Raw genomic sequence first — 21036 nt, forward strand, 5'->3', positions numbered from 1 at the left:
ATGACATTCTCTTTTTAAAGAGGGATACCCAACGGTATCCCTTGATGACAACTTAATTAATTCATTAATCCATGGTAACTTTTTTCGCATTCCAGACTAGCGTCGCTAAAATCATGGAAACGATGGCAGAACCTATCCAGAAATACTGTACTGTGGTGAAGTCGTAATTAGTGATATCACCCACTTGAGTTACTTTAATCAATGATGCTGAAATCAGTTCTTGAGCGGATGCTGCAATGTAAGCGAACAGTCCGATAAAGCCTTTTACTGCACCTACTGCGTTTTTCGGCATCAGGTCACAAGCGGTTAAGCCTGCTAAGAACACAACCAGACCACCCATTGCAAAACCAACCATACTTAATGCAACAGCATCCATAACACGGCTTTGTGGGCCCCAGAACATCAGTGCAAAACCAGCGATGTTGGCGATACCGTAAATCAGTGTTGGAATATGACGGTTAGCGTTGAACAGTTTGTCAGAAGCCATACCCGCTAAGATTGCACCGAAGAAACCCGCGATTGGATAAGTTGACATTGCGAAACCCGCATCAATCAGTGAGTAACCTTTTGAACCTTGTAGGTAAAGAACGGCCCATGAACTGATTGCGTAGCGAGAGATATACATAGCCGCACATGCTGCTGCGATGATCCACACTGTTGGTTGTTTTAATACGAATAACTGAGCGCGACGAGTTTCTTTAGGATCACTTGATTTAACCGCTTCTGACTCTTCGCCATACGCAGTTGCTGGATCAGGCAAGCCATAAGTACGAGGACGGTCTTTTAAGATCATCAGTAAGATGATACCCGCAGCAATACCTGCGATACCTGCACCGATAAAACCTGCACGCCAGCCGAAGAAGCTCACTATGGTTGCAGTCAAGACCCATGTAATTGCTTCACCAATATTACGCGAGCCACCCCAGATGGAATAAACCGTACCGCGCTGTTTTGGTGAGAACCACTGGAAGATAGAGACACAAGAAGGTGCTGAACCAACAGATTGGAACCAACCGTTAATACCCCATAACAGGATAAAGAATAGGCTCGCCGTTGACATTCCCATGAAGATACAAACAAAGGATGAGGCAATTAACGAGATGGACATAAAGCGTCCAATATTGGCATAATCTGACAAGAAGCCGTTAGAGAACTTACCAAATGCATAGGTAAAGAAGAACGCAGAACCCATTAAACCAAGTTCAGCGGTGGTTACGATACCTGCATCCAGCATAGGTTTTTTCACCACACCGAGTGCCATACGAACCACATAGAACATGGCATAACCAAGAACAAGACCAAAGAAGACCTGCCATTGGTGCTTTTTATATATTGCGCGGATCTTTTCACTTGACGCTTCTATTAGCGGCAGATCCTTTCTGGTTTTAAAGAAACTTAGCATAGAGATGACTCCGAATATTATTCATGTCTGAAGCTGATTTTGGTTTTCAGAGCTGATGCTATTCATTTGGGTCATCTTGGTGCAAAAGAAGGAATTTGAGTCATCGATGACACATTCTGCTGAATCGGTGAGTCAAATTTGTAACATCGCTATTAGGTGTTGGTTTGAAAATGAGTGAAGATATCGTCGTATCATTATTGTAAATGGGTCATTAAGGACTCATTAGCTCAAAATAATAAATATTGCTAAATATCAGAAGTTTGAAGTTCGACACATTTTTATGTTTATTCAAAACAAAATCAGGGGTATGTCATGAGAATAAAAATAACACTAAGCCTCGTCTGTTTATTGTTTAGTTGGCTGTTTATCACACCAGTACGTAGTGATGAGCAGCCACTTGTTATACTGACGACACTTTCAGATACACCAATGCGACCACTCACTGAGGCCTTTAGTGCGCGTTATCCAGATACTAAGGTGCAAGTGGTTTATCGCCGTGTCGCGATTGCGACACGGATGATGAAACAATATCCCACACAGCCTGTTGATATTGTGATGTCGTCATCGGCTAATTTTTTCCATCATCTAGATAGAGAAGGGCTACTAACACGATTACCTGTCAAGTATGAAACGCCAAAATGGTTAATGCGCCATAGTGATATCTTAAACGATAAGATAACCACGGTTGGCTATTCCGGTATTGGCATTATGAGTAATACGCAATATCTACAAAAACTCGGTATTCCGGCACCTAAAAGTTGGGTTGATTTAAGTGATCCTATTTATCAAGGACATTTAACCATGACGACGCCGGCAAACTCCGGCACGATGCAATTGATGGTGGAAAATGTGCTACAAGAGTATGGCTGGGAGCGTGGATGGCAGATCTTACTTGAAACCAGTGGCAATCTTTCTTCCATTTCGGCACGTAGTTCACGTGTTAGTGATGCTATTGCCAGAGGCATTGTCGGTGCTGGGCCAATTATTGATAACTACGCTTTTAACCATCAAAAACGTTTTGATTTTGTCGAGTTTAGCTATTTTGATAAGTCGATTATTTTACCGGCTTATGTCGCGATTGTGGCAGAAAGCAGTAAAAGAGACACAGCCGCCAAATTTATCGCCTTTCTTTTATCGGATGAAGGACAAGAGATCATCTATAAAAGTGATATGGCAAAGATCCCATTAAGTAAAGAGATCTTACGTAATAACGATGAACTTGCTAATAACACGGAATTTATTTTAAACAGCAATGAGGCTTATCGTCGTAGTGAAGTGGTTAGTGTGTTATTTGATCAAATGATCACCCATAACTTCCCATTAATGCGCCAAGTTTGGAATGATATCCACGAAGCAGAAAAACAAGAAAATAAAACCCCAGAACGGATTTCTGCGATCAGTAAAGCTCGAAAAATAGCAAGTTCGGTGCTTATTAGCGAAAAAGAGGCTAATTCACCAACATTACAAGCATTATTTATGAAAGAAGCTGATCAGCGAGAGTATTCTGATCAAGCGTTGGCTGTGTTGTATCAATGGCGTACATTAGAAGCTGAAAAGCTTGAACAAGCATTGGTTCTATTGAAAGAGACTAAATCACCCTAACCGCCTTGTGGTTCAAATATACAGCAGGAAGCGCTGTTTTTATGAAAGGTATTACGGATGAAATTATTAGTGCCTAAACAATTTGGCAAACTAGGTAGACGCCTGTATATGGCGTTTATCTTTAGTTCTTTACTCACCTTATTGATTGGTGTGGTTATCTTTTTTATGTGGGGAAAACTGGCGACACAAATTAATGCGTCAGTGGGCGAATCTCTACCGATGTTAACCACCAGCTATAATATGGAGCGTTATAGCACCAATTTACAAATGCTATTAAAAGAGCGAGAGCAGACACAGAGAAAATCAGTTTCAGAGCAACAACAGCAGGAAATTTATCGGTTATTAGATAATCTGCGCGAGTTTCCTATAGAGCAAAAACCACAACGTGATTTTTATACTCAACTTGTTGATGAGTTATCAGAGCTTATTAATCAGCAAGATGTGTTATTAGATAAACGACGCGAATTAGAAAATCGTCTTGCACAATTATTGGGGCAATTGGCGTGGATGCATGACGCTGTTGGCGAAGATATTAAGCCACTGCTTAATGAAATTGAGTGGCATGTCAGCCAAATGATTAATGAGAAAAATGTACAGGAAAACAGCTTACAACTTTTACTTGAATCTACATTATTACAAGAATTATTCACCACAGAAAATGAGCTGATTAGTTTGGTAGAAGAAATTGCACATCAGCGTTATAGCCGTGATATTGATGTCGCTTTCCACTATATCAGCGTTAAAATTGACGAAATTATCGCGTTAAATCAGAAATTAAAAAGTTATCCATCAACTATTGCTCATCGCCAAGTATTACAAGAAATTATTGCCATTACTCGCTATGACGGTGATATTTATCAAACATTAATTGATGATGTTGAAAATGAGAAAAAACTAAAAGCGTTAACCCCCGACTTAAATCAAAAATTATCTCAGTTTGATAATGCAGTCAGTGGGAATGTTTTGGCCACGAGTGAAGCACTAAACAAGCTTAATGATAATACTCGCAAGCTAATGGCGACGGGAAAAATTGTGATTGTGGTGATTATTATTGCATCACTATTGCTGAGTATTATTGTGATGAAAATATTGATTGATAGAAGACTTATCGCAAGATTGAATAAACTCAGTGATGACTTAGCGCATGTTGCCAAAGGTAATTTAACGGAGCCTGTACTGATTGAAGGGCAAGATGAAATTGGTTTATTAAGTCGACGGCTTCGCCGATTTTGGCGTCAAATGAAAGAAGTTGAAACCAGTAATGCGTTAAATCTTATCAATAATACTGATGCGAGTTTAATTACCTGTCACCACGATGGCAGAATGGAAACTGTCAATCCAAGTGCAGCAACGTTATTAGGAACAGGAAAAGAGCAAAGTAATAAACCACTTTGGTTATTGTTTAGTGGTGAGGCGAGCACAATGCTTAAAGCACAATTTAGCTCAAGCAGTCAGCTTTATCGCTTAGGGCAAAGTGAATGTACTATTCGTATGGTAAAAGCAGGTGAGCCTCATTTCTTGCAATTTAATATTCGTGAATATCCTCATAAAGATGAGCATAAATATATTGTAACTATCACAGATATTACGCGCCAAGAGTTAAGTCGCTTAGAACTTCAACGGCTTGTAGCATTAAAAACACAAGATTTGCAGGACAAAAATCAGCAATTAAATGAAGAGATGTTGCGCCGTGAACAGGCACAAAAACACTTAATTCAAACACAAGAAGAGTTAGTACAAGCGGCTAAAATGGCGGTTGTTGGGCAGGCGATGACCAGTCTTGCGCATGAACTTAATCAGCCACTTTCTGCGATTAACACCTATTTGTATAGTGCAAAGCTGACTATACAGATGCAAAAGTATGATCAATTACCTGATTCTATCGAACGTATTGAAAAACTGTGCGCACGAATGAATCGAATTATTACGGCATTACGTAATTTCTCACGTAAATCTTCGTCTGAAATTAGCTTTGTTTCGGCGCCATTAAAAGAGTTAGTAGATAGTGCGATGGTGCTGGTGGAGTCTCGTTCTAAACGAGAGCAATGTATCATTACGAATAATATTCCTGATGAGTTAACCATTTGTGCAGACCCGACACAAATTGAGCAAGTCTTGGTTAATTTGTTTGTTAATGCGATGGATGCGATTGCCGGTGTTGGTGAAAGTCAGATCACGATTGATCTTTTATCTGTTGATCCTAAACGAAAATTAGTGGGGATCGCCGACAGTGGAAAAGGGTTTAATTCAGCCGTTTTACCAAAACTATTTACCCCATTTACAACCACAAAAGATGTGGGGCTTGGGTTAGGGTTATCCATTTGCCGTTCAATTATGCAACGGTTTGGTTATGAAATTTACTTGGCCTCTACATTAAATGGTGGCGCCATGGTTGTTTTGGAGTTTACAGATGACACAATCACACATGCCTGATATCGACGTTTTATTAATTGATGACGATGAAGATATTCTTGAATCTTATCGTCATTTACTCAATCTTGCGGGGATGGTTGCCAGAGTAACCAACTCGCCAGAAAAAGCATTAAGTCTTTTAACACCAGCATGGCAGGGTGCCGTTGTTCTTGATATCTATATGCCAGCAATGAATGGCATGGAGGTTTTAGAGCGCATTAAACAAATTGACGCTCGCATTCCAGTTATCATGATCACAGGACATGGAGATATACCGTTAGCAGTAGAAGCAGTAAAAAAAGGCGCTTATGATTTTATTGAAAAACCGATTAATCCGCCTGTTTTCTTAGAGTTAGTGGCAAAAGCGCATAAAGAGCGTCAATCTATTCTTTCTCTTAGAAATGCTGTGATAAGCACGACACAAGAGCGATTAGTCGGAGACAGCGCACAAATCACCGCGATCAGAGAGCAAGTGCAACAAATTGCCGATATCGATAAAGATTTAATGATAGAAGGCGAGATGGGAACAGGGCGTCATCTTCTTGCTCAACTATTACATGAATTAAGCCCGCATAGCGATAAATCGATCCAAACTGTGGATTGTCAGAATTTATCTGATATTAAACAGGTTATTGCTCAAATTGAAGCCGATGAAGTAGGAACGCTGATTTTGCGTTCTCCTTATGATTTATCCTCAGAAGCACAACGCTGGTTGAGTTCTTACTTGTTAGATATGGAACGCCAAGGAAAGCGTCATTTTAGAACGATTGCAATTTTAGAAAATAATACACAGCAATTGGTAACAGAAGGGCGATTAATTCCTGAATTCTATTACTATTTTTCACAAATCACTTTTTCATTGCCTCCGTTAAGTGCAAGACGCCCTGATATTATTCCGTTATTTAGAGCTTTTTTACGGCAAAGCGCACAGCGACTTGGTATTGCAGTACCAAAAATTGATCGTAATTATCTTGATATTTTAAAGCGTTACGATTGGCCGGGTAATATTCGTGAGCTACGAAATGTTGCTGAATTATATGCGGTAGGCATTGTGAAAATGGTTGATAGTGAACAACATAGAGCCATTATTCCACCAGAAGGTCCTTTGGATAACTTAGTTGATGAATATGAGCGTCGGTTAATTGAAGACGCATTATATTTATTTGCAGGCAGGGTTAGTGATGTGGCGGATTACTTGGGTATTCCACGTAAGAAGCTGTATTTACGAATGAAAAAACATGATCTCGATAAAGATAGCTATAAACCGAAGGTTTGATTTACACGCTATTAAATAACAAAGAAGCGCCATACTGGCGCTCTTTCACGGTTTTTTTTAAGTCATAGCATTTGAACTATCTTGCTGCTAAAGTCACAAAGTCACCTGACCATTTACTGGTAAATTCAATACGTAATACACCTTCCCATAAACCTTCAGGTAAGGATGTTGTTGGTTGTGTGCCATTTATCACATTAAAGAGAAATGCGCTTTGAAGGCTTTTTAGCTCACTTTTTTCTGCTGCTTTATTTTCAACCACCAGCCCTTTGTTTATTCCTTTTTGATTATCAAGAATAACGGTTTCTTGATGGTTTGATAGTGTTTTACCGTTCCAGTCTGTTTTGACCGTTAACACTGAATTATCAGCAGAATTTCTAAGCTCATTACTGATTACTTTTGACGTTAATTTAAAGTCTGTCGCGCCTTCAATATCTTTAACAGTGATATCGAATGTACCGTTTTGATCATTAAAACGGTTATTTTCTGTTACTTCAAAATGTAGGGCATTTAAAGGGGTTACACCTAATTCACTTTGTGGTTTTTTTACTGCGGTTGCTTGCCAACTTGCGACTGTTTGTATTGATGAGGTATTAGCAAAGGCTGCTGTTGCTGTAAAAGCTGTCATTAATAAGCTAAGTAAGACGTGATATTTTTTCATTATGTATTCCTATAGGGTCAATCGATGTTAAGAGTAATATCGGCTAGAAAGTCTTTTTCATGAGTCTATAAGTAAAATTTCGACCATCTAAAAACGACCACTCATTAGATAAATTATAGAATAAGTTGAAAAAGTATTTTATTTAAAACATCGAAAAAAAATAGGAATAAAATGTAATAAAAATAGTTTTATCGTTAAAAATGTAAAATCATTTATTATCAGTTTATTATGTGTGTATTGATATCTTTTTATGATTAATATTCAAAAATTTAAAATGATAAATATGACAGAATATAAATTAATTTAATTAATTATGTATTTATAAAAATTATATATTTAACTAAGTTACATTTTCTTTCAAATGAGAGGAAATAACAGGAAAGGTTATAAGTTAAGTGGAATTACTTATTTTGTAATAAAAAGGTAGCTGATTAGGCTACCTTTTTATTTTTAATTAGTATTTAGATTACTTTTTCGCGCAGTTATTCTCTAATCCAATATAACGGTCAAAAGCAACAATAAATTGTTTATGCTCTTTCTTTAGCCAAGGATGTTGATAACTTTCACCGGGTAAGAGTTGTAATATTTTGGCATTTTCTTCGTCAGAATCGCACTGATCATTTAACAGTAATCGGAAGTAGGTATTGCCAGTGTTTTTGATGGTGCCTGCAATATTATTGTGATCATAAGTGAATTTCATTTCGCGAGGGCGGATCACCATGACAGTATTTAATCCAACGGTAGGAACAACCAAAGGTTGTTTGCTGTCCTCCTGATAAGGTACTAAGTTAACTGGAGTTTCTTCAATAATAATACGGTAATAGCGCTCTTTATCGTCTTTAGCACCTTTATAAAATAATTTAAAAAACTCATGCTCATTTGGTAATAACACTTTTTGCAAAGGCGTATAAAGTATTTCGCCGTCATCTATGGGAAGCTGTTTTTCATCTTTTTCTTTTCCTCCCGGTTTTTCGATTTTATAGACATGAATTTTATAAAGATTGGTTCTGTCTGTATTATTAAGATAAGTGCGAGAGAAAAAGGTTTTATCAGATTCAAGGGTAAAAACTTCAGAACCGACATAAAGAGCATGAGCTGAAAATGTCAGTGTTGAAAGTGCTAATGTACTGATGAATTTTAATATTCTTTTCATTATATCTCTTTAATTAGCTTGTTTTAATAAATGATAATAATGAAGTCTATAATATCATCAATATAAAAAGCATCATGTGTTATGAATAATAAAACGGGTATAAACACTCAAATTATATCCGTTGCTTACTTCGTCCTATTTTTAGTGAACATCTGTTCCAGACCATTCAGCAAATACATTGACATAACCGCTGGCTTCAACGACACCAATCCAGTCTTCACCTTCCATCGAGAAAAGGGAAGTGCCTTCATTCATTGGGAATGTGAGTTGTAAATAGGTACGATAGAAGTAACCCTCTAATTGATAAGGGTAAGGCCATGTGGTTTGCATCCATAAGGCTTCTTTTAATGGAAATAGGCACATTATCGCAAGCAGTACGGGTTTTTACTTTTGAGCTACTTTCGTTGGTATAAGTTAAATAGGTTGAAAAGGGCACATTAATTTTTTTATCTCTAGAACTCAATAAACAGTAAGGCTGACCTCTTAATGTAATTTGAGATCCTTCAACCGCAGCAGTAATTTTATTGGCTTGGCGAAATATCTCGGTTGTTATGAGTTTGTTTTTTTATTTATGATAAAAGTCATTTTATTCCATAATTGATTATATTATAAAGAGTGCTCATTTAAAGAGTCTCATATTTTATCTTTATTTATAATTTATTTTTAGTTCTTATTAAGAATAAATTATCGATATTTAAATATACTGTCAAAATTGGATTGTCTAATTTTTAAATAAATTAGAGAATATAATATAACTCCTCAATTGAGATGAATCCTAGGTGTTTTTGTGTATATATTGGGTTTATCGTTTTAGCAATGTATAATAATCCATATATAACTAAAAATTTATTATAAAAAACCAATTAATATGTATTATCTGGTTTTTATGTTTGATTTACTCATTAATAGTGTTAATTATAGTGATCACCTTCTTTGCTAGGTAATAATATCTAATTAATATTAAATTTTAGATTTAAATACTTAACTTGATCTTTTAAAGATTTGTTTCATTTGATAACTATCTTTGTATTTTACTAACATTATCATTTTTCGACTTTTGACTTAATTTACGCCTTTTGCGAGTATTTAATTGCAAAATAAGTAAAAGAACATAATTTAAATTTGTTTTTTTGCTTTAAATTTTTACTCTTACTTTCTTATTAAAGTTTATTACTTATTTATATGTCTAATTAAGATGTTTTTATTAATTAAGGAATTTAATTTCTAAAGTATTTAAAACTGACGTTTAAAAAAGTGAATAAGATTAATTTATTCCATAAATTAATTTGAATATGAATGCAAAAAGGATGCATTTGTAGGATATCCCCTATCTTGGTTTTATAAATAGATATCAATGGAGCTGTAAAATTTAAATTATAGAAAGGCGGTTAGGTTTTATTACCTATCGCTTGTTTAGTTCGAAGCCAAGAAATATCAATATCTTTATTTTGTATAAAGGAAATTTTATGAAATTTACTAAATTAGCTTTAGGTGTTGCGTTGTCTTTAGTTGTTGCTGCTCCTACTTTAGCTGCAGATCCAGCGGAAAGCCGTGAAGGTAAAGTGCGTTTTACTGGCTTTATCAATGATGTTCCATGTTCAATCGATGATAAAAGTTTAGATCAAACTGTTAAGTTTGGTGAAATCGCATTGCATGAACTGACCAGCAATAAATTCCGTTCAGATAGTGAAAACTTCGATATTATCCTGAAAAATTGCTCAACTGAAACTTACAAAACTGCAAAAGTATCATTTACTGGTGCAACTGTAAGTGGTTTTGATGGTTATACCGGCGAATTACTGGGCTTAGGTGGCAAAGTACAAAACGCAGGTATCGTTATCACTGACCGCGGTAATAACCCAATTACTTTTGGTCAAGGCTTTCCAGTAGCAGGCCACGCTTTAAATAATGGCGACGGCTCTACCACGACATTGCAATTCTCGGCTTACGTGAAAGGTAACGAAGCAGACGATAAGAAAGCAACAACAGGTTCTTTTGACACAGTAGCTAACTTCAAGGTTATCTACGAATAATTGTTGTTTTTTTAATAGGATGTGTGGCGCTTAAGCGCCATGCATCTCATCAATATTGTCTTCTGTTAATAATGCTGAGGATGGCATAGCAAAATGAAAAGCATGAAAATAAATAAGATCACAAAAGTAATGCTTTTATTCTTTGTTCCTTTTTCGTTGCCTATTTTTGCAGAAGAAGCAGTCGATTTTAATACCGACTTTTTAACAGATAAAGGTATTGAAAATACCGATTTTACCAAATTTTCTTACGCAAACTATATTCAGCCGGGTACTCATTTACTGGCGACCGACGTTAATAAACAAAGAGTAAGAAACGAAGAGCCTACTTTATTTTTTGCCCCAGATTACAACGCAGAATTATCCATTCCTTGTATCACTCCAGAGGTTTATCCCATTTTAGGTTTAAAGTCTGAATGGAAAAAAAAAGTCACTTGGCTAACCACTAATAATATCCAGTGCCTTGATTTTCGTTCTGTTCCTAATATGAATGCAGTGGGTGATCTCTATACCAGTATTTTAAATATCAGTATTCCTCAAGCCTTTATGGAATATCAAGATCCTAGTTGGGATCCACCTTCACGTTGGGATGATGGTATTGCAGGGTTCTTTCTTGATTACAATATGAGTAATCGCCTTATTCGATATGAAAATAATGGAAAAGGCACTGAAACGGGTACCAATATTAGTGGTGTGATGGGCATTAATATGGGTGCTTGGCGTTTTCGCTCCGATTGGCAAGCTTCTGGCGGTAATTTAAATAATAACGATAAATCATGGCGTTGGAATCAGCTTTATATCTTCCGTGCTATTCGTTCTTTGGGGGCTAAATTAACTTTAGGTGAGCAATATCTCTCGTCAGAGCTTTTTGATAGCTTCCGTTATTTAGGGGCTTCATTAGAGAGCGATAATGCGATGATCCCACCTCGCTTACAAGGTTATGCGCCTGAAATTGCCGGGGTTGCAAGAACTAACGCCACAGTTATTGTGCGTCAAGATGGTCGTATTATTTATCAAAATGAAGTAAGTCCAGGGCCATTTAGAATTCAAGACGTCAATACATTCGGTGGTGGTACCTTAGATGTTTCTATTGAAGAACAAGATGGTTCTGTTCAAACATTTAAAGTGGAAACATCGCGTTTAGGCACACTAACAAGACCGGGACAGTTTTTATATAAGTTGGTAATGGGTAAACCCACTAAAAATGAACACGATACTGAAGGCCCGGCATTTTCCTTAGGATCTTTCTCGTGGGGGGCTGCGAATAACACCACAATTTATGGTGGGTTATTAGCTTCAACTGAATATCAAAATATTGCTTTAGGTTTAGGGCAAGATTTAGCGCCATTCGGGGTTCTCTCCTTTAATATTTCAGCTTCACGGGCTGAGATGGGAAGTAACTTTGATGATAAAACCCTATCAGGAACTTCTTATAACGTTACTTATTCAAAACAATTTGATGAAATAAATAGTCAGATTACGTTCGCGGGTTATCGCTTCTCTCAACGTGACTATTTAAGTATGACCCAGTTTTTAGATGGTCGTTATCGTGGACTTCATATTGACAGTGGTAAAGAGCTTTATACCGCAATATTTGGTACGGCTTTTCCTGAATATAATATCAATACTTACTTAAACTATTCTCGCCAAACATATTGGAATCGACCTTCAACGGATAATTATAGCTTTACGGTTTCTAGTTATTTTGATTGGGCTAACTTTAAAAATTTATCTGTTAATTTATCCGCTTATAAAGTGGAATCGAGCCATAATAATGACGAAGGAGTTTATGTGTCATTAGGTGTACCACTTGAGCGTAATGACGCTAATATTAGTTATTCTGGATCGTTTAATCGCCATAATACCAGTAACAGTGTTAGCTATTATGAACGACTTAATGATCGTAGCACGTATAATTTATCGGCAGGAACGTGGGATAGCGATAAAGTTAATCTTTCAGGTTTCTATAATTATGACGGTAATTTAGCAAAACTGACTGCAAGTGGTACTTATACCCAAAATAATCAAAGCGCATTATCAATGCAATTAATGGGTGGAATAACCGTCACTCCAGAAGGGGGAGCATTCCACCGAGTCACTTCAATAGGAAATTCACGTATATTGGTTGATACCAATAATGTTCAAGATATTCCGATTAAAACAGGTTTAACGCCAATTGAAACTAACCGACATGGTAAAGCGGTTTTAATGGGTGTGCAAAACTACTCTCGTAGCAATATCACCATCGATATTAATAACCTTCCTGAAAAAGCCGATGCCGTTCAATCGTCACAATATGCCACCTTAACCGAAGGGGCGATTGGTTATCGTAAATTTAATGTGATTGAAGGTGAGAAAGTCTTAGCCGTGATCACCATGGCTGATAAGAAATATCCTCCTTTTGGAGCTAGTGTTTATAACAAAGATAAATTAGAAGTCGGCATTATTTCAGACGAAGGCTTTGTTTATTTATCAGGTGTAAAAGCAGGTGAAACTTTAGATCTTGCTTGGAGTGGTGAAACTTGCCAATTCCAATTGCCTCAAGTACTAGAAAATAATTTAAGCAACATGTTGTTGCTTCCTTGTAAGTAATTAAATTTAAGTCAACGGTGAATGAAATGAAATATATCAACACACAAACATTAGGCGCTATCGTTACACTTTGCCTCTTTTCTCAATCCGCTTATTCCGCTATCGCATTAGATAGAACACGCGTTTTATATAATGAAGGTGAGCGCTCAGTCAGTATGGTTTTAGAAAATGAAAATGAATCTAAACCTTATTTAGCACAGTCTTGGCTTGAGAATAGTAAAGATGAAAAAATTAATTCTCCTTTTGTGGTAACACCTCCAGTTCAACGTATTGAAGCTGGTAACAAGAGCCAAATTAAAATACAGGCATTACCTGCAACTAATATGTTACCCACAGACAGAGAAAGTATTTATTACCTTAATGTTCGTGAAATTCCTCCTCGTAGTGATTCTCCCAATGTTTTGCAAATTGCATTACAGACAAAAATTAAAGTGTTTTATCGACCAAAAAGCATTGTGGCACCTAGCCGCTTAGAAGCTAATCCAATGGAAAAAGACATTTTGATTGAAAAACAAGGTGCTAATTACAATGTAAAAAACCCTTCACCTTATTATTTAACTATTACCAAAGTCAGAAAGAACAATGTCGAAGTAAAAGACTTTGAAGCGGTGATGATTGAGCCTTTTGGCCAACGTTCATTAGGGGCAAAAGTGGTTGATTTAGGTGTAACGCCAGCCATTGAATATCTTAATGATTTCGGTGGATTAGTTGAATTAACATTCCAGTGTCGTGGAGATATTTGTTCAGCAAATATCAAAGATAAGAAGGCGTAATATTATGCTTATATTCCGAGGTGTAATACTTTTTCTTTGTATGAGTTTTCTCACTCCTTCTGTATGGGCTGCTTCTGGCTTTTTAAGAGTCACAGTGAGCGGGAGTGTGGAATCGCGTCCTTGCAAAATTAACGATGGTAAACCTATCGAAGTGAATTTTAATGATGTGATGACCACAAGAATAGAAAACGAAAATTATAAACAAAAAATGGATTACACCTTGGATTGTAAAACAACAGGTGATCCGAGTATGTCCCTGAAATTTACCGGTGATGGTGCAGGGTTTGATACACGTTATTTAAAAACAAGTGTGACAGATTTAGGGGTGTTATTTAAAACCGCTGATACCAATATTTATATGACAACACCGTTTAAGTTTAGCTATAAAACGAGACCTGAGCTTTATGCTGTACTTGTGAAAAAAAGTGGTGCCACATTACCAACGGGCGCTTTTACTGCAACTGCAACTATGCAGGTTTATTACAACTAACGGAGGAATAAACAATATGCATTATTATCCATTCCTCATTATGTTATTTTTATTTTCTGCATTTTCTTTACCCAGTTTGGCAAAAGATAATGAAACACAGATACTGATTAAAGGTAACTTATTAACTCCACCTCCTTGTAAAGTGAATGATGGTAATATGATTGAGGTGAATTTTGGCCCCGTGGCAATAAAAACGATTAAAGGCTATGACCAAAAACGCGAGATTAATTACCAAATTACTTGTGAAGAAAATTTAAATAACTGGAATATGTATTTATCGATAGATGGGAAAAAAAGCAGTTTCGATCCCAATGGATTGAGAACCAATATTAATGAATTAGCCGTAAAATTTATGATGGGTAATTCTATTATTGATTTAAATAAAAAGTATTCAGTTAATTTAAATAACCCTGAAAAGATTTGGGCTGTCTTGGTTAAAAAAGAAAATAGTGAACTGACTCCCGGTAATTTTACCTCAGGTGGCACTTTATTTGTGGAGTACCAATAATGAATAGATTAAGTGTGTTTCGCTCTATTATTGGTAGTTGTTTATTATTTTCCTCTTCTGTTTTTGCAGCTGAAAATCTTAATATTTTTGGTTCATTAATTATCGCACCTTGCAAAGTCTTGCCTGAACACTCTCAGGTTGATGTGACATTTGATGAAATTCGCTTGGATGATATTTATAAAAGTTATTTTGAATTTGAGAAAAAGGATTTCAAAATTACTTTATCAGAGTGCGATATCTCTATTGCCAAGCAAGTGAAAATTAAGTTTGAAGGAGCAACGCATAATGAACTTTTCGGATTATTGGCATTAGACGACAGTGCAAATAACCCTGATTTAGGAATAAAAATTACCACTAAAGAAGGTGTACCCGTAATATTAGGGGATTACACCAGTTTATATAATATTCCTAATAATGGCATTTTTGAGCTTAATTTTATAGCTTATCTGCAAGCAACAGCGGCTGCCATTGCAAATAAATCAATTAAACCGGGGCATTTTTCTGCTACTGCCGTGTTTTCTTTGAAATATGAGTAAAAGATAATGAAAAAAATACAGCAAATTTTAAAGTTATTAATTGTACTATGCAGTTTTTCACTATTTAGCGTACAAGCAGGTTATTTTACTTATATTACTAAATCAGGCGTTTCACCTGAGAAGGAGAGTGATATACGTTATAACTTTGTCATGGAATATTGGACAGAGATGGGATTTACGCCAAACCCTTGTAAAAGTTTAGGTTTTAGTGGGCGATGTTTTATTCAAATAAATCACTTCCACAGCCTACCTAATAAAGGGGGAACGGGAACAGAACGTCGAGTTCCATGGCGTTGTAATGTTGATTTACAAAAATTGGCTAGTATGTCCGAGATACGTGATGTCGCAATGAATCAATGTGGTTTATCACTTCCTTTTGTTGGTTTTAGTGATCACCTTGGTAAACCTAAGGTTGATGAATGTATTGCTTTTTTTATGACGAGTAGTCCAACGGGAGGAAGTGGAAGAATGGTGCCTGGTGGTGTATGTGGTATTGCCCCACCGCCTGAAGGTAAATGTGCATTTATTTCTAGCAATTTAAATATTTCACATGGCGTACTTGATGTGACACAAGTTAATGGTAATGAAGCCGAAGAGCAATTTGCACTTACTTGTAATGAAACTATGCCTGTAAAAATTACCAGCTCAATGGAAGATCATTTTTTAAACTTAAAACCAGATGGTAGCATTCGTTCTTTTTTAACCTTAAATGGTTCACCTGCATCGATTGGAACACAGGTTAACACAATAAAGAATGAATATACTTATGTGAGAGTGATGTCAAAGCTTCAAACCTACGGAACGCCTTCATTAGGTAACTTTAGTGGTACTACGACATTGGTATTATCAATACCTTAACAAAATTAGAAGAGTCAATAATGACCTAGATTGATAGCGTTTTTCGTTGACTTACCCGCACATAATTGTGCGGGTTTTTTTTATGTGCTTAATGTGAAAAAAGGTTTATAGCGTTATAGGTTCAATAACTAATTCACCCTTATTTGTATCTAATTTTAGCTTTTGAGATTCAGAAACTTTTAATAACGTAGGTCCTAAATTGACTAACATCGGTAAGCGCATTTCCGCCGCGATAATGGCACTGTGAGAGCAGCTATCTCCTTTTGCTAAAGCAATACCGACTAATTGGCTATCAACTAATTGAATTAATGTCGAAGGGAAAAGCTCTTTTGCGACCAAAATAGCAGGTTGTGAAGGGGTGAAACTTGGGCGTGTTTTATCTTGTAAATGATAAAGTACCTGATTACGCAGATCACGAAGATCGAGTTCACGCGCGCGTAAATAAGGATCGGAGAGGGCGCAATACAGTTGTGTTCTTTCTTGCATTTCATCCGACCAACTTTGTTGGGCGCTGATCTTCTCTTCTTTAATGCGATCAATCACACTCGTAATTAATTCATCATCATCTAACATCATGATATGGCCGTTAAAAATAGCACCAATATGCTCACCTAATGTCTGGCTCGCTTTATTGGCAGTCTGTTTTAGTACTTTTAGCGTCTCTTTTATTGCGAAATTAAGTTTTCCAATTTGGGCATGGATATCAATCGGTTCAGATAAGTTTTCTATCGGTGATAGTTCTATTTCATGCCAAATAAAAGCAGGGGCTTTAATTTGAGACACCGGGGTTAAAATACCTTTTAATGTTATGGTATTAGAATCAGAAGGTAGCTCTTCACCAAAGCCATTTTTGGCAAGTTCAAGAAAAGCGGCAATCGCCTCATCTTCTTGCTCACCAGAGGCAATTAGCGTTATCTCATCACCTTGGCGAATTTGTATTAATGAAAGCTGATTTAAGCTGAGAGGATTAATACGTCTATCCCCTTTAACTAGTTGGTAATCTGCCTGAAAAGCAGAAAGTACTTCAACTAAAGCTGCAGCCGGTCTTACATGTAATCCATGAGGATTGCGAACAACCCAACTTACCTCTTTGCCGTGAATTTTGACAGGGGCATTAATATCATTTTTAGGCTGAACGAAATTTTCACCCAATTGGATTTTCTTTGGATATAAAGAATTTGAAGCTTCTTCAATCACTTTCTCTAATGACGCTCCTGAAGATGCGGCTACAACCGCAGCAAGTGTACCTTCAACTAAGGGGGCAGAGCAGAGAGTAACTTTTTCAGCGAGATCAGGATCAAGTAATTCAATCGCAGTTTCTGCACTTAATATTGCACTGCCTAAATCCATCATCACAACAATAGATTGTGCTTGAGAAAGTGATTCTATCGCCGTCATAATTTTAACGGCATCGGTACCAATCGCATTTTCTTCATCGTTGATACCCGCGGCAACAGCAAGTTGGCAATAAGCCGGGTTAAGCATCTGACTGGCAAGCTCTGCCACACCATCAGCGAGATGTTTACTATGAGAAACAATAACAATATTTATCATGGTAGACCTTTATTGGTTGCTTGTGTTGGTTGTTTGGTCAGTTATGCATTAATACTATTTGCAAGGGCTTGTATCATCAGTACCACAGAAACACTGCCGGGATCTTTATGCCCGATACTGCGTTCACCTAAGTAGCTTGCTCGTCCTTTTCGAGCTTGCATCGGGATAGTATTTTCAGCGGCTTTTTCAGCGACAATTTGCGCTTGATTGAGGGCTTCTTTAATAGAAAGATTTTGTTCATTAGATTGTTTTAATGACTCAACTACTGGCCACCAAACATCACACATTGTTTTGTCATTTGCCTCTGCTTTTCCTCGGCTTACAATGCCTTCCACACCTTCTGTTACCATTTCAACGAGTTGATTAAGTTCTAGGTTTTGCAATGAAGCCGTGGGTTTGGCAGCACGAATAAAGAAGGTGCCAAATAGAGGGCCACTTGCTCCGCCAATATTTGAGAGCAATGTCATGCCTGTGGTCTTGAGGATAGTGCCAATATCTTGCCCTTCAAATTCAGGTAACTTTTCCTGCACTTTTCTAAAGCCACGGTTCATATTTAAACCGTGGTCAGCATCGCCAATTTCACGATCTAAATCTGTTAAATAATCACTATTTTGTTCAAACAACAGTGCGCATTGTTGTAACCAAAGAATAATTTGAGCGTGAGTTAAAGCCATTTTTTGCTCCTTTTTCTTGTTATGAAAGACTTATTTCACCATCGCAGGTGTATTTACTGGGGCATCCCATAAGGTAAGTAATTCATTATCCACTTTTAATAATGTAATGGAGATCCCTGACATATCGAGTGAAGTACAATAAGAACCAATTAAAGAACGTTCGATGGTTAAGCCAAATTTTTCACAGCATTGAGTTAAACGGTTATAAACCCCATAAAGCTCGGATTGTGGTGTGGCACCTAAGTTATTAACTAAAACAATGACGCGATCGCCAGATTTTAGGGGTTGTTTTTCCTGATTTTCATCGATCCAAGTACCGCTTTCACGATCCCAATTGCGGATCACTCGTTGATAGTGACCATTTTCAATTAAGGTATTAAACATGGCATCGACGGTATCATTTAGGGAAGTAAATTTACGACGATCAATACCTGGTTCACCGTGAATACCGACACCAAATTCCATTTCATTTTCAGGTAAAGTAAAAGAGGGTTTTCCTGCTGCTGGAACTGTACAAGCTTCCAAGGCAATGCCGATAGAAAAACCATTGTTATTAATGTGATGACCTAATTTAACTAGTTCATCAAGAGAGTCTCCTCTTTCAGCTGCTGCACCCAGTAGTTTTTCAATTAATACGGTATTGGCAACACCACGACGTCCTGCGGTATATAAGCTATCTTTCACTGCCACATCATCATCGACTAATATTGTGGCAATTTTTACACCATCGTCATGAAGCAGTTCTGTTGCTGTTTCAAAATTCAGCACATCACCGGTGTAGTTTTTTACGATCATTAAAACACCTTCACCGCTATCGATCTCTTTGGCACAGTCATACATTTTGTCCGGTGTTGGTGACGTAAATATTTCACCCGGGCATGCGCCATCAAGCATTCCTTTACCCACAAAACCCGCATGCATCGGTTCATGTCCGCTGCCACCGCCGGACAATAGAGCAACTTTACCTTTTACTGGAGCATCTTTTCGCGTGACATAAAAAGAGGAGGGATGAAGTTTGATTTCAGGATGGGCTTTTGCAAAGCCTTGTAGTTGTTCAGATAACACATCATCAACTCGATTAATAAGCTTTTTCATCTTAAATGCTCCGTTTGAAATTTGTGTTTAGTCTTCAAACCAGAAATAGGGTTTCTGGTTTGGGTGGCTGACAAATTCTTTATTGAAGGATTGGCAAACACGGCATAAATGGGCGGTGTCTATTTTATTTAAACATAAGAATTATTTTTATTTAGCTTAAAAATGAATCTACATCATTTATCTTTCTATAAGAATAGGTTAGTCAAATAACCTGTCAGAATGGGAGCAAGATCATAAAAATAAATGAAAAAAGAGTGTCTGTTAGTGATGGTTACATACCTTGCAAAAGAGTGAGTGCTTTCTCTCTTTGTTCTGGAGAAAGGTTTTTAATCACATTTAATAACAACGTATCTTTGTTTTTTGCACTTGGCATAAGGGTGTGACTAAACGTAAGGTTTAAAACAAAGGTATGCCCGCATTCAGGATCACGACAAGCACAATAGAGATCGGATAACTCTTTGTGTTTACGATTACTTTTTTTTATAAGCGCTTTTTCACCGCATTCAGGACAAAAAATAGTTAAGACACGCATAGCATTTTTCTCTTTTCTATGGGCTATCAGATAGCTTCTATATTAGCTGAAATTTGTATTATAACCAGCCTATTTATTGTTTTTTATATAAATCTTTGTTTTAAGGTTATTTAAAGAGGCTTTAAACAAGTTTATTTGTTTTGTTTTATGTGAATAGTTCGGTTATTGTCGGATAAGCATTGATAACCGACGTTAACCGAACAAACTTACTAGCCTGAAATACAAACTTTGTAGATAATAGCTTCACGTTAAATGATACGGAGATAAGCAACATATTGAATTTATTATTTATTATTTTTTGTTGATTTTCAGTGCAAGTAAAAATCAATAGATAAGGATGTCTATTACAAGTTAACAAGGAAGTTAGCAGTAATATAACTGAATCGCCTGTTGTTTATCGCAAATGGATGTTGCGCGTAGTTGAAATAAAAGGAACTTACGTTATCTCAATCGGGAATTTATTCAGTTACACAGGGTCGTGGCTTACTGCTAATTCTTTACAGATTATCTGATGAATGTTGGGAGGTGAGGGTTCTTTTTACGGTTAAAAAAAGTGTAATCAGAGATGAGGTGTATTCATGGATGAATATGACAGCACATTGATATCGTTAGTCATAGTGGGCGCTTTTATTGCATTAGGGAAGATGCTTGTTGCGAATGAAACCATTACATTAAGATTGTTTATCGGCAAAATTATTTTAGGCTCTGCGGTTTCTGTTGTTGCTGGCGTACTGCTTATTTTATGGCCTGGAATTGATTCTGTCGCAGTAATGGGAATTGGCTCAGCGCTCGGTATTGTGGGTTATCAGTTAGTCGAAATCTGGTTACGTAAACGAGGTAATCAATTTTTTTCAGGGAAAGAAAAAGATGATACCAAGTAAAAAGTGCAAC

The 21036-nt window shown here is 36.8% G+C and carries 19 protein-coding genes; 11 read left to right on the plus strand and 8 right to left on the minus strand.

Features of this window, described 5'->3' with window-relative positions:
* Window positions 1–64: 64 nt before the first annotated feature.
* A complete protein-coding gene (locus GWJ01_RS08855; protein WP_075672688.1) occupies window positions 65–1402 on the minus strand; it encodes an MFS transporter in 1338 nt (445 codons plus the stop codon).
* A 312-nt stretch (window positions 1403–1714) separates the two neighbouring features.
* Here GWJ01_RS08855 and GWJ01_RS08860 point away from each other — a divergent pair, with 312 nt between their 5' ends.
* From GWJ01_RS08860 to GWJ01_RS08870, 3 genes are read left to right on the plus strand one after another with little or no spacing between them, the layout of a single operon-like run.
* Window positions 1715–3004 carry an ABC transporter substrate-binding protein gene (locus tag GWJ01_RS08860; protein ID WP_075672687.1) on the plus strand — a complete coding sequence of 430 codons (1290 nt, stop codon included), beginning with the start codon at window positions 1715–1717 and terminating at the stop codon, window positions 3002–3004.
* Between the two features lie 57 nt (window positions 3005–3061).
* A complete protein-coding gene (locus tag GWJ01_RS08865; RefSeq protein WP_075672686.1) occupies window positions 3062–5437 on the plus strand; it encodes an ATP-binding protein in 2376 nt (791 codons plus the stop codon).
* A complete protein-coding gene (locus tag GWJ01_RS08870) occupies window positions 5415–6692 on the plus strand; it encodes a sigma-54-dependent transcriptional regulator (protein ID WP_075672685.1) in 1278 nt (425 codons plus the stop codon). Before GWJ01_RS08865 ends, GWJ01_RS08870 begins: the two co-directional genes overlap by 23 nt.
* Before the next feature lie 76 nt (window positions 6693–6768).
* Here the strand turns inward: GWJ01_RS08870 and GWJ01_RS08875 are convergent, their stop codons facing one another.
* The 3 genes from GWJ01_RS08875 to GWJ01_RS08885 all read right to left on the minus strand — a co-directional run bounded on the left by GWJ01_RS08875 (window position 6769) and on the right by GWJ01_RS08885 (window position 8833).
* Window positions 6769–7350, minus strand: coding sequence for a common pilus major fimbrillin subunit EcpA (locus tag GWJ01_RS08875; RefSeq protein WP_109402074.1), 582 nt, complete (start codon window positions 7348–7350; stop codon window positions 6769–6771).
* Between the two features lie 466 nt (window positions 7351–7816).
* Entirely contained in the window at window positions 7817–8503 is a 687-nt protein-coding gene (locus GWJ01_RS08880; RefSeq protein WP_202611167.1) for a fimbrial protein, read from the minus strand.
* Between the two features lie 141 nt (window positions 8504–8644).
* Window positions 8645–8833, minus strand: coding sequence for a hypothetical protein (locus GWJ01_RS08885; RefSeq protein ID WP_109402073.1), 189 nt, complete (start codon window positions 8831–8833; stop codon window positions 8645–8647).
* A 1136-nt stretch (window positions 8834–9969) separates the two neighbouring features.
* Here GWJ01_RS08885 and GWJ01_RS08890 point away from each other — a divergent pair.
* From GWJ01_RS08890 to GWJ01_RS08920, 7 genes are all read left to right on the plus strand, one after another.
* On the plus strand, window positions 9970–10536 hold the full coding sequence (locus tag GWJ01_RS08890; RefSeq protein ID WP_075672684.1) for a fimbrial protein: 567 nt from the start codon (window positions 9970–9972) through the stop codon (window positions 10534–10536).
* 93 nt (window positions 10537–10629) lie between these two features.
* A complete protein-coding gene (locus GWJ01_RS08895) occupies window positions 10630–13125 on the plus strand; it encodes a fimbria/pilus outer membrane usher protein (protein ID WP_109394161.1) in 2496 nt (831 codons plus the stop codon).
* 26 nt (window positions 13126–13151) lie between these two features.
* Window positions 13152–13898, plus strand: coding sequence for a fimbrial biogenesis chaperone (locus GWJ01_RS08900; protein ID WP_109394160.1), 747 nt, complete (start codon window positions 13152–13154; stop codon window positions 13896–13898).
* Window positions 13899–13902: 4 nt separating this feature from the next.
* Entirely contained in the window at window positions 13903–14388 is a 486-nt protein-coding gene (locus GWJ01_RS08905) for a fimbrial protein (RefSeq protein ID WP_109394159.1), read from the plus strand.
* A gap of 16 nt (window positions 14389–14404) precedes the next feature.
* The gene (locus GWJ01_RS08910; RefSeq protein WP_161710984.1) at window positions 14405–14896 is read left to right on the plus strand and encodes a fimbrial protein; all 492 of its coding nucleotides are present in this window, start codon (window positions 14405–14407) and stop codon (window positions 14894–14896) included.
* Complete coding sequence (locus GWJ01_RS08915; protein ID WP_109394157.1) at window positions 14896–15432, plus strand: fimbrial protein; 537 nt, start codon at window positions 14896–14898, stop codon at window positions 15430–15432. Before GWJ01_RS08910 ends, GWJ01_RS08915 begins: the two co-directional genes overlap by 1 nt.
* 6 nt (window positions 15433–15438) lie before the next feature.
* Complete coding sequence (locus GWJ01_RS08920) at window positions 15439–16290, plus strand: MrpH family fimbial adhesin (RefSeq protein ID WP_109394156.1); 852 nt, start codon at window positions 15439–15441, stop codon at window positions 16288–16290.
* Between the two features lie 105 nt (window positions 16291–16395).
* Here the strand turns inward: GWJ01_RS08920 and dhaM are convergent, their stop codons facing one another.
* The 4 genes from dhaM to GWJ01_RS08940 all read right to left on the minus strand — a co-directional run bounded on the left by dhaM (window position 16396) and on the right by GWJ01_RS08940 (window position 20145).
* Window positions 16396–17844: a dihydroxyacetone kinase phosphoryl donor subunit DhaM gene (dhaM, locus tag GWJ01_RS08925; RefSeq protein ID WP_161710985.1), complete on the minus strand. Its 1449-nt coding sequence runs from the start codon at window positions 17842–17844 to the stop codon at window positions 16396–16398.
* A 41-nt stretch (window positions 17845–17885) separates the two neighbouring features.
* Window positions 17886–18518 carry a dihydroxyacetone kinase subunit DhaL gene (gene dhaL / locus GWJ01_RS08930; protein ID WP_161710986.1) on the minus strand — a complete coding sequence of 211 codons (633 nt, stop codon included), beginning with the start codon at window positions 18516–18518 and terminating at the stop codon, window positions 17886–17888.
* Between the two features lie 30 nt (window positions 18519–18548).
* Complete coding sequence (gene dhaK, locus GWJ01_RS08935) at window positions 18549–19613, minus strand: dihydroxyacetone kinase subunit DhaK (RefSeq protein ID WP_109402069.1); 1065 nt, start codon at window positions 19611–19613, stop codon at window positions 18549–18551.
* Between the two features lie 271 nt (window positions 19614–19884).
* On the minus strand, window positions 19885–20145 hold the full coding sequence (locus GWJ01_RS08940) for an ogr/Delta-like zinc finger family protein (protein WP_109394152.1): 261 nt from the start codon (window positions 20143–20145) through the stop codon (window positions 19885–19887).
* 578 nt (window positions 20146–20723) lie between these two features.
* Between GWJ01_RS08940 and GWJ01_RS08945 the strand changes: the two genes are divergently transcribed.
* Window positions 20724–21026, plus strand: coding sequence for a phage holin family protein (locus tag GWJ01_RS08945; protein WP_161710987.1), 303 nt, complete (start codon window positions 20724–20726; stop codon window positions 21024–21026).
* Window positions 21027–21036: the final 10 nt, after the last annotated feature.

It is taken from the genome of Proteus sp. G2618, assembly GCF_009915995.1.
Taxonomy (GTDB): Bacteria; Pseudomonadota; Gammaproteobacteria; order Enterobacterales; family Enterobacteriaceae; genus Proteus; species Proteus terrae.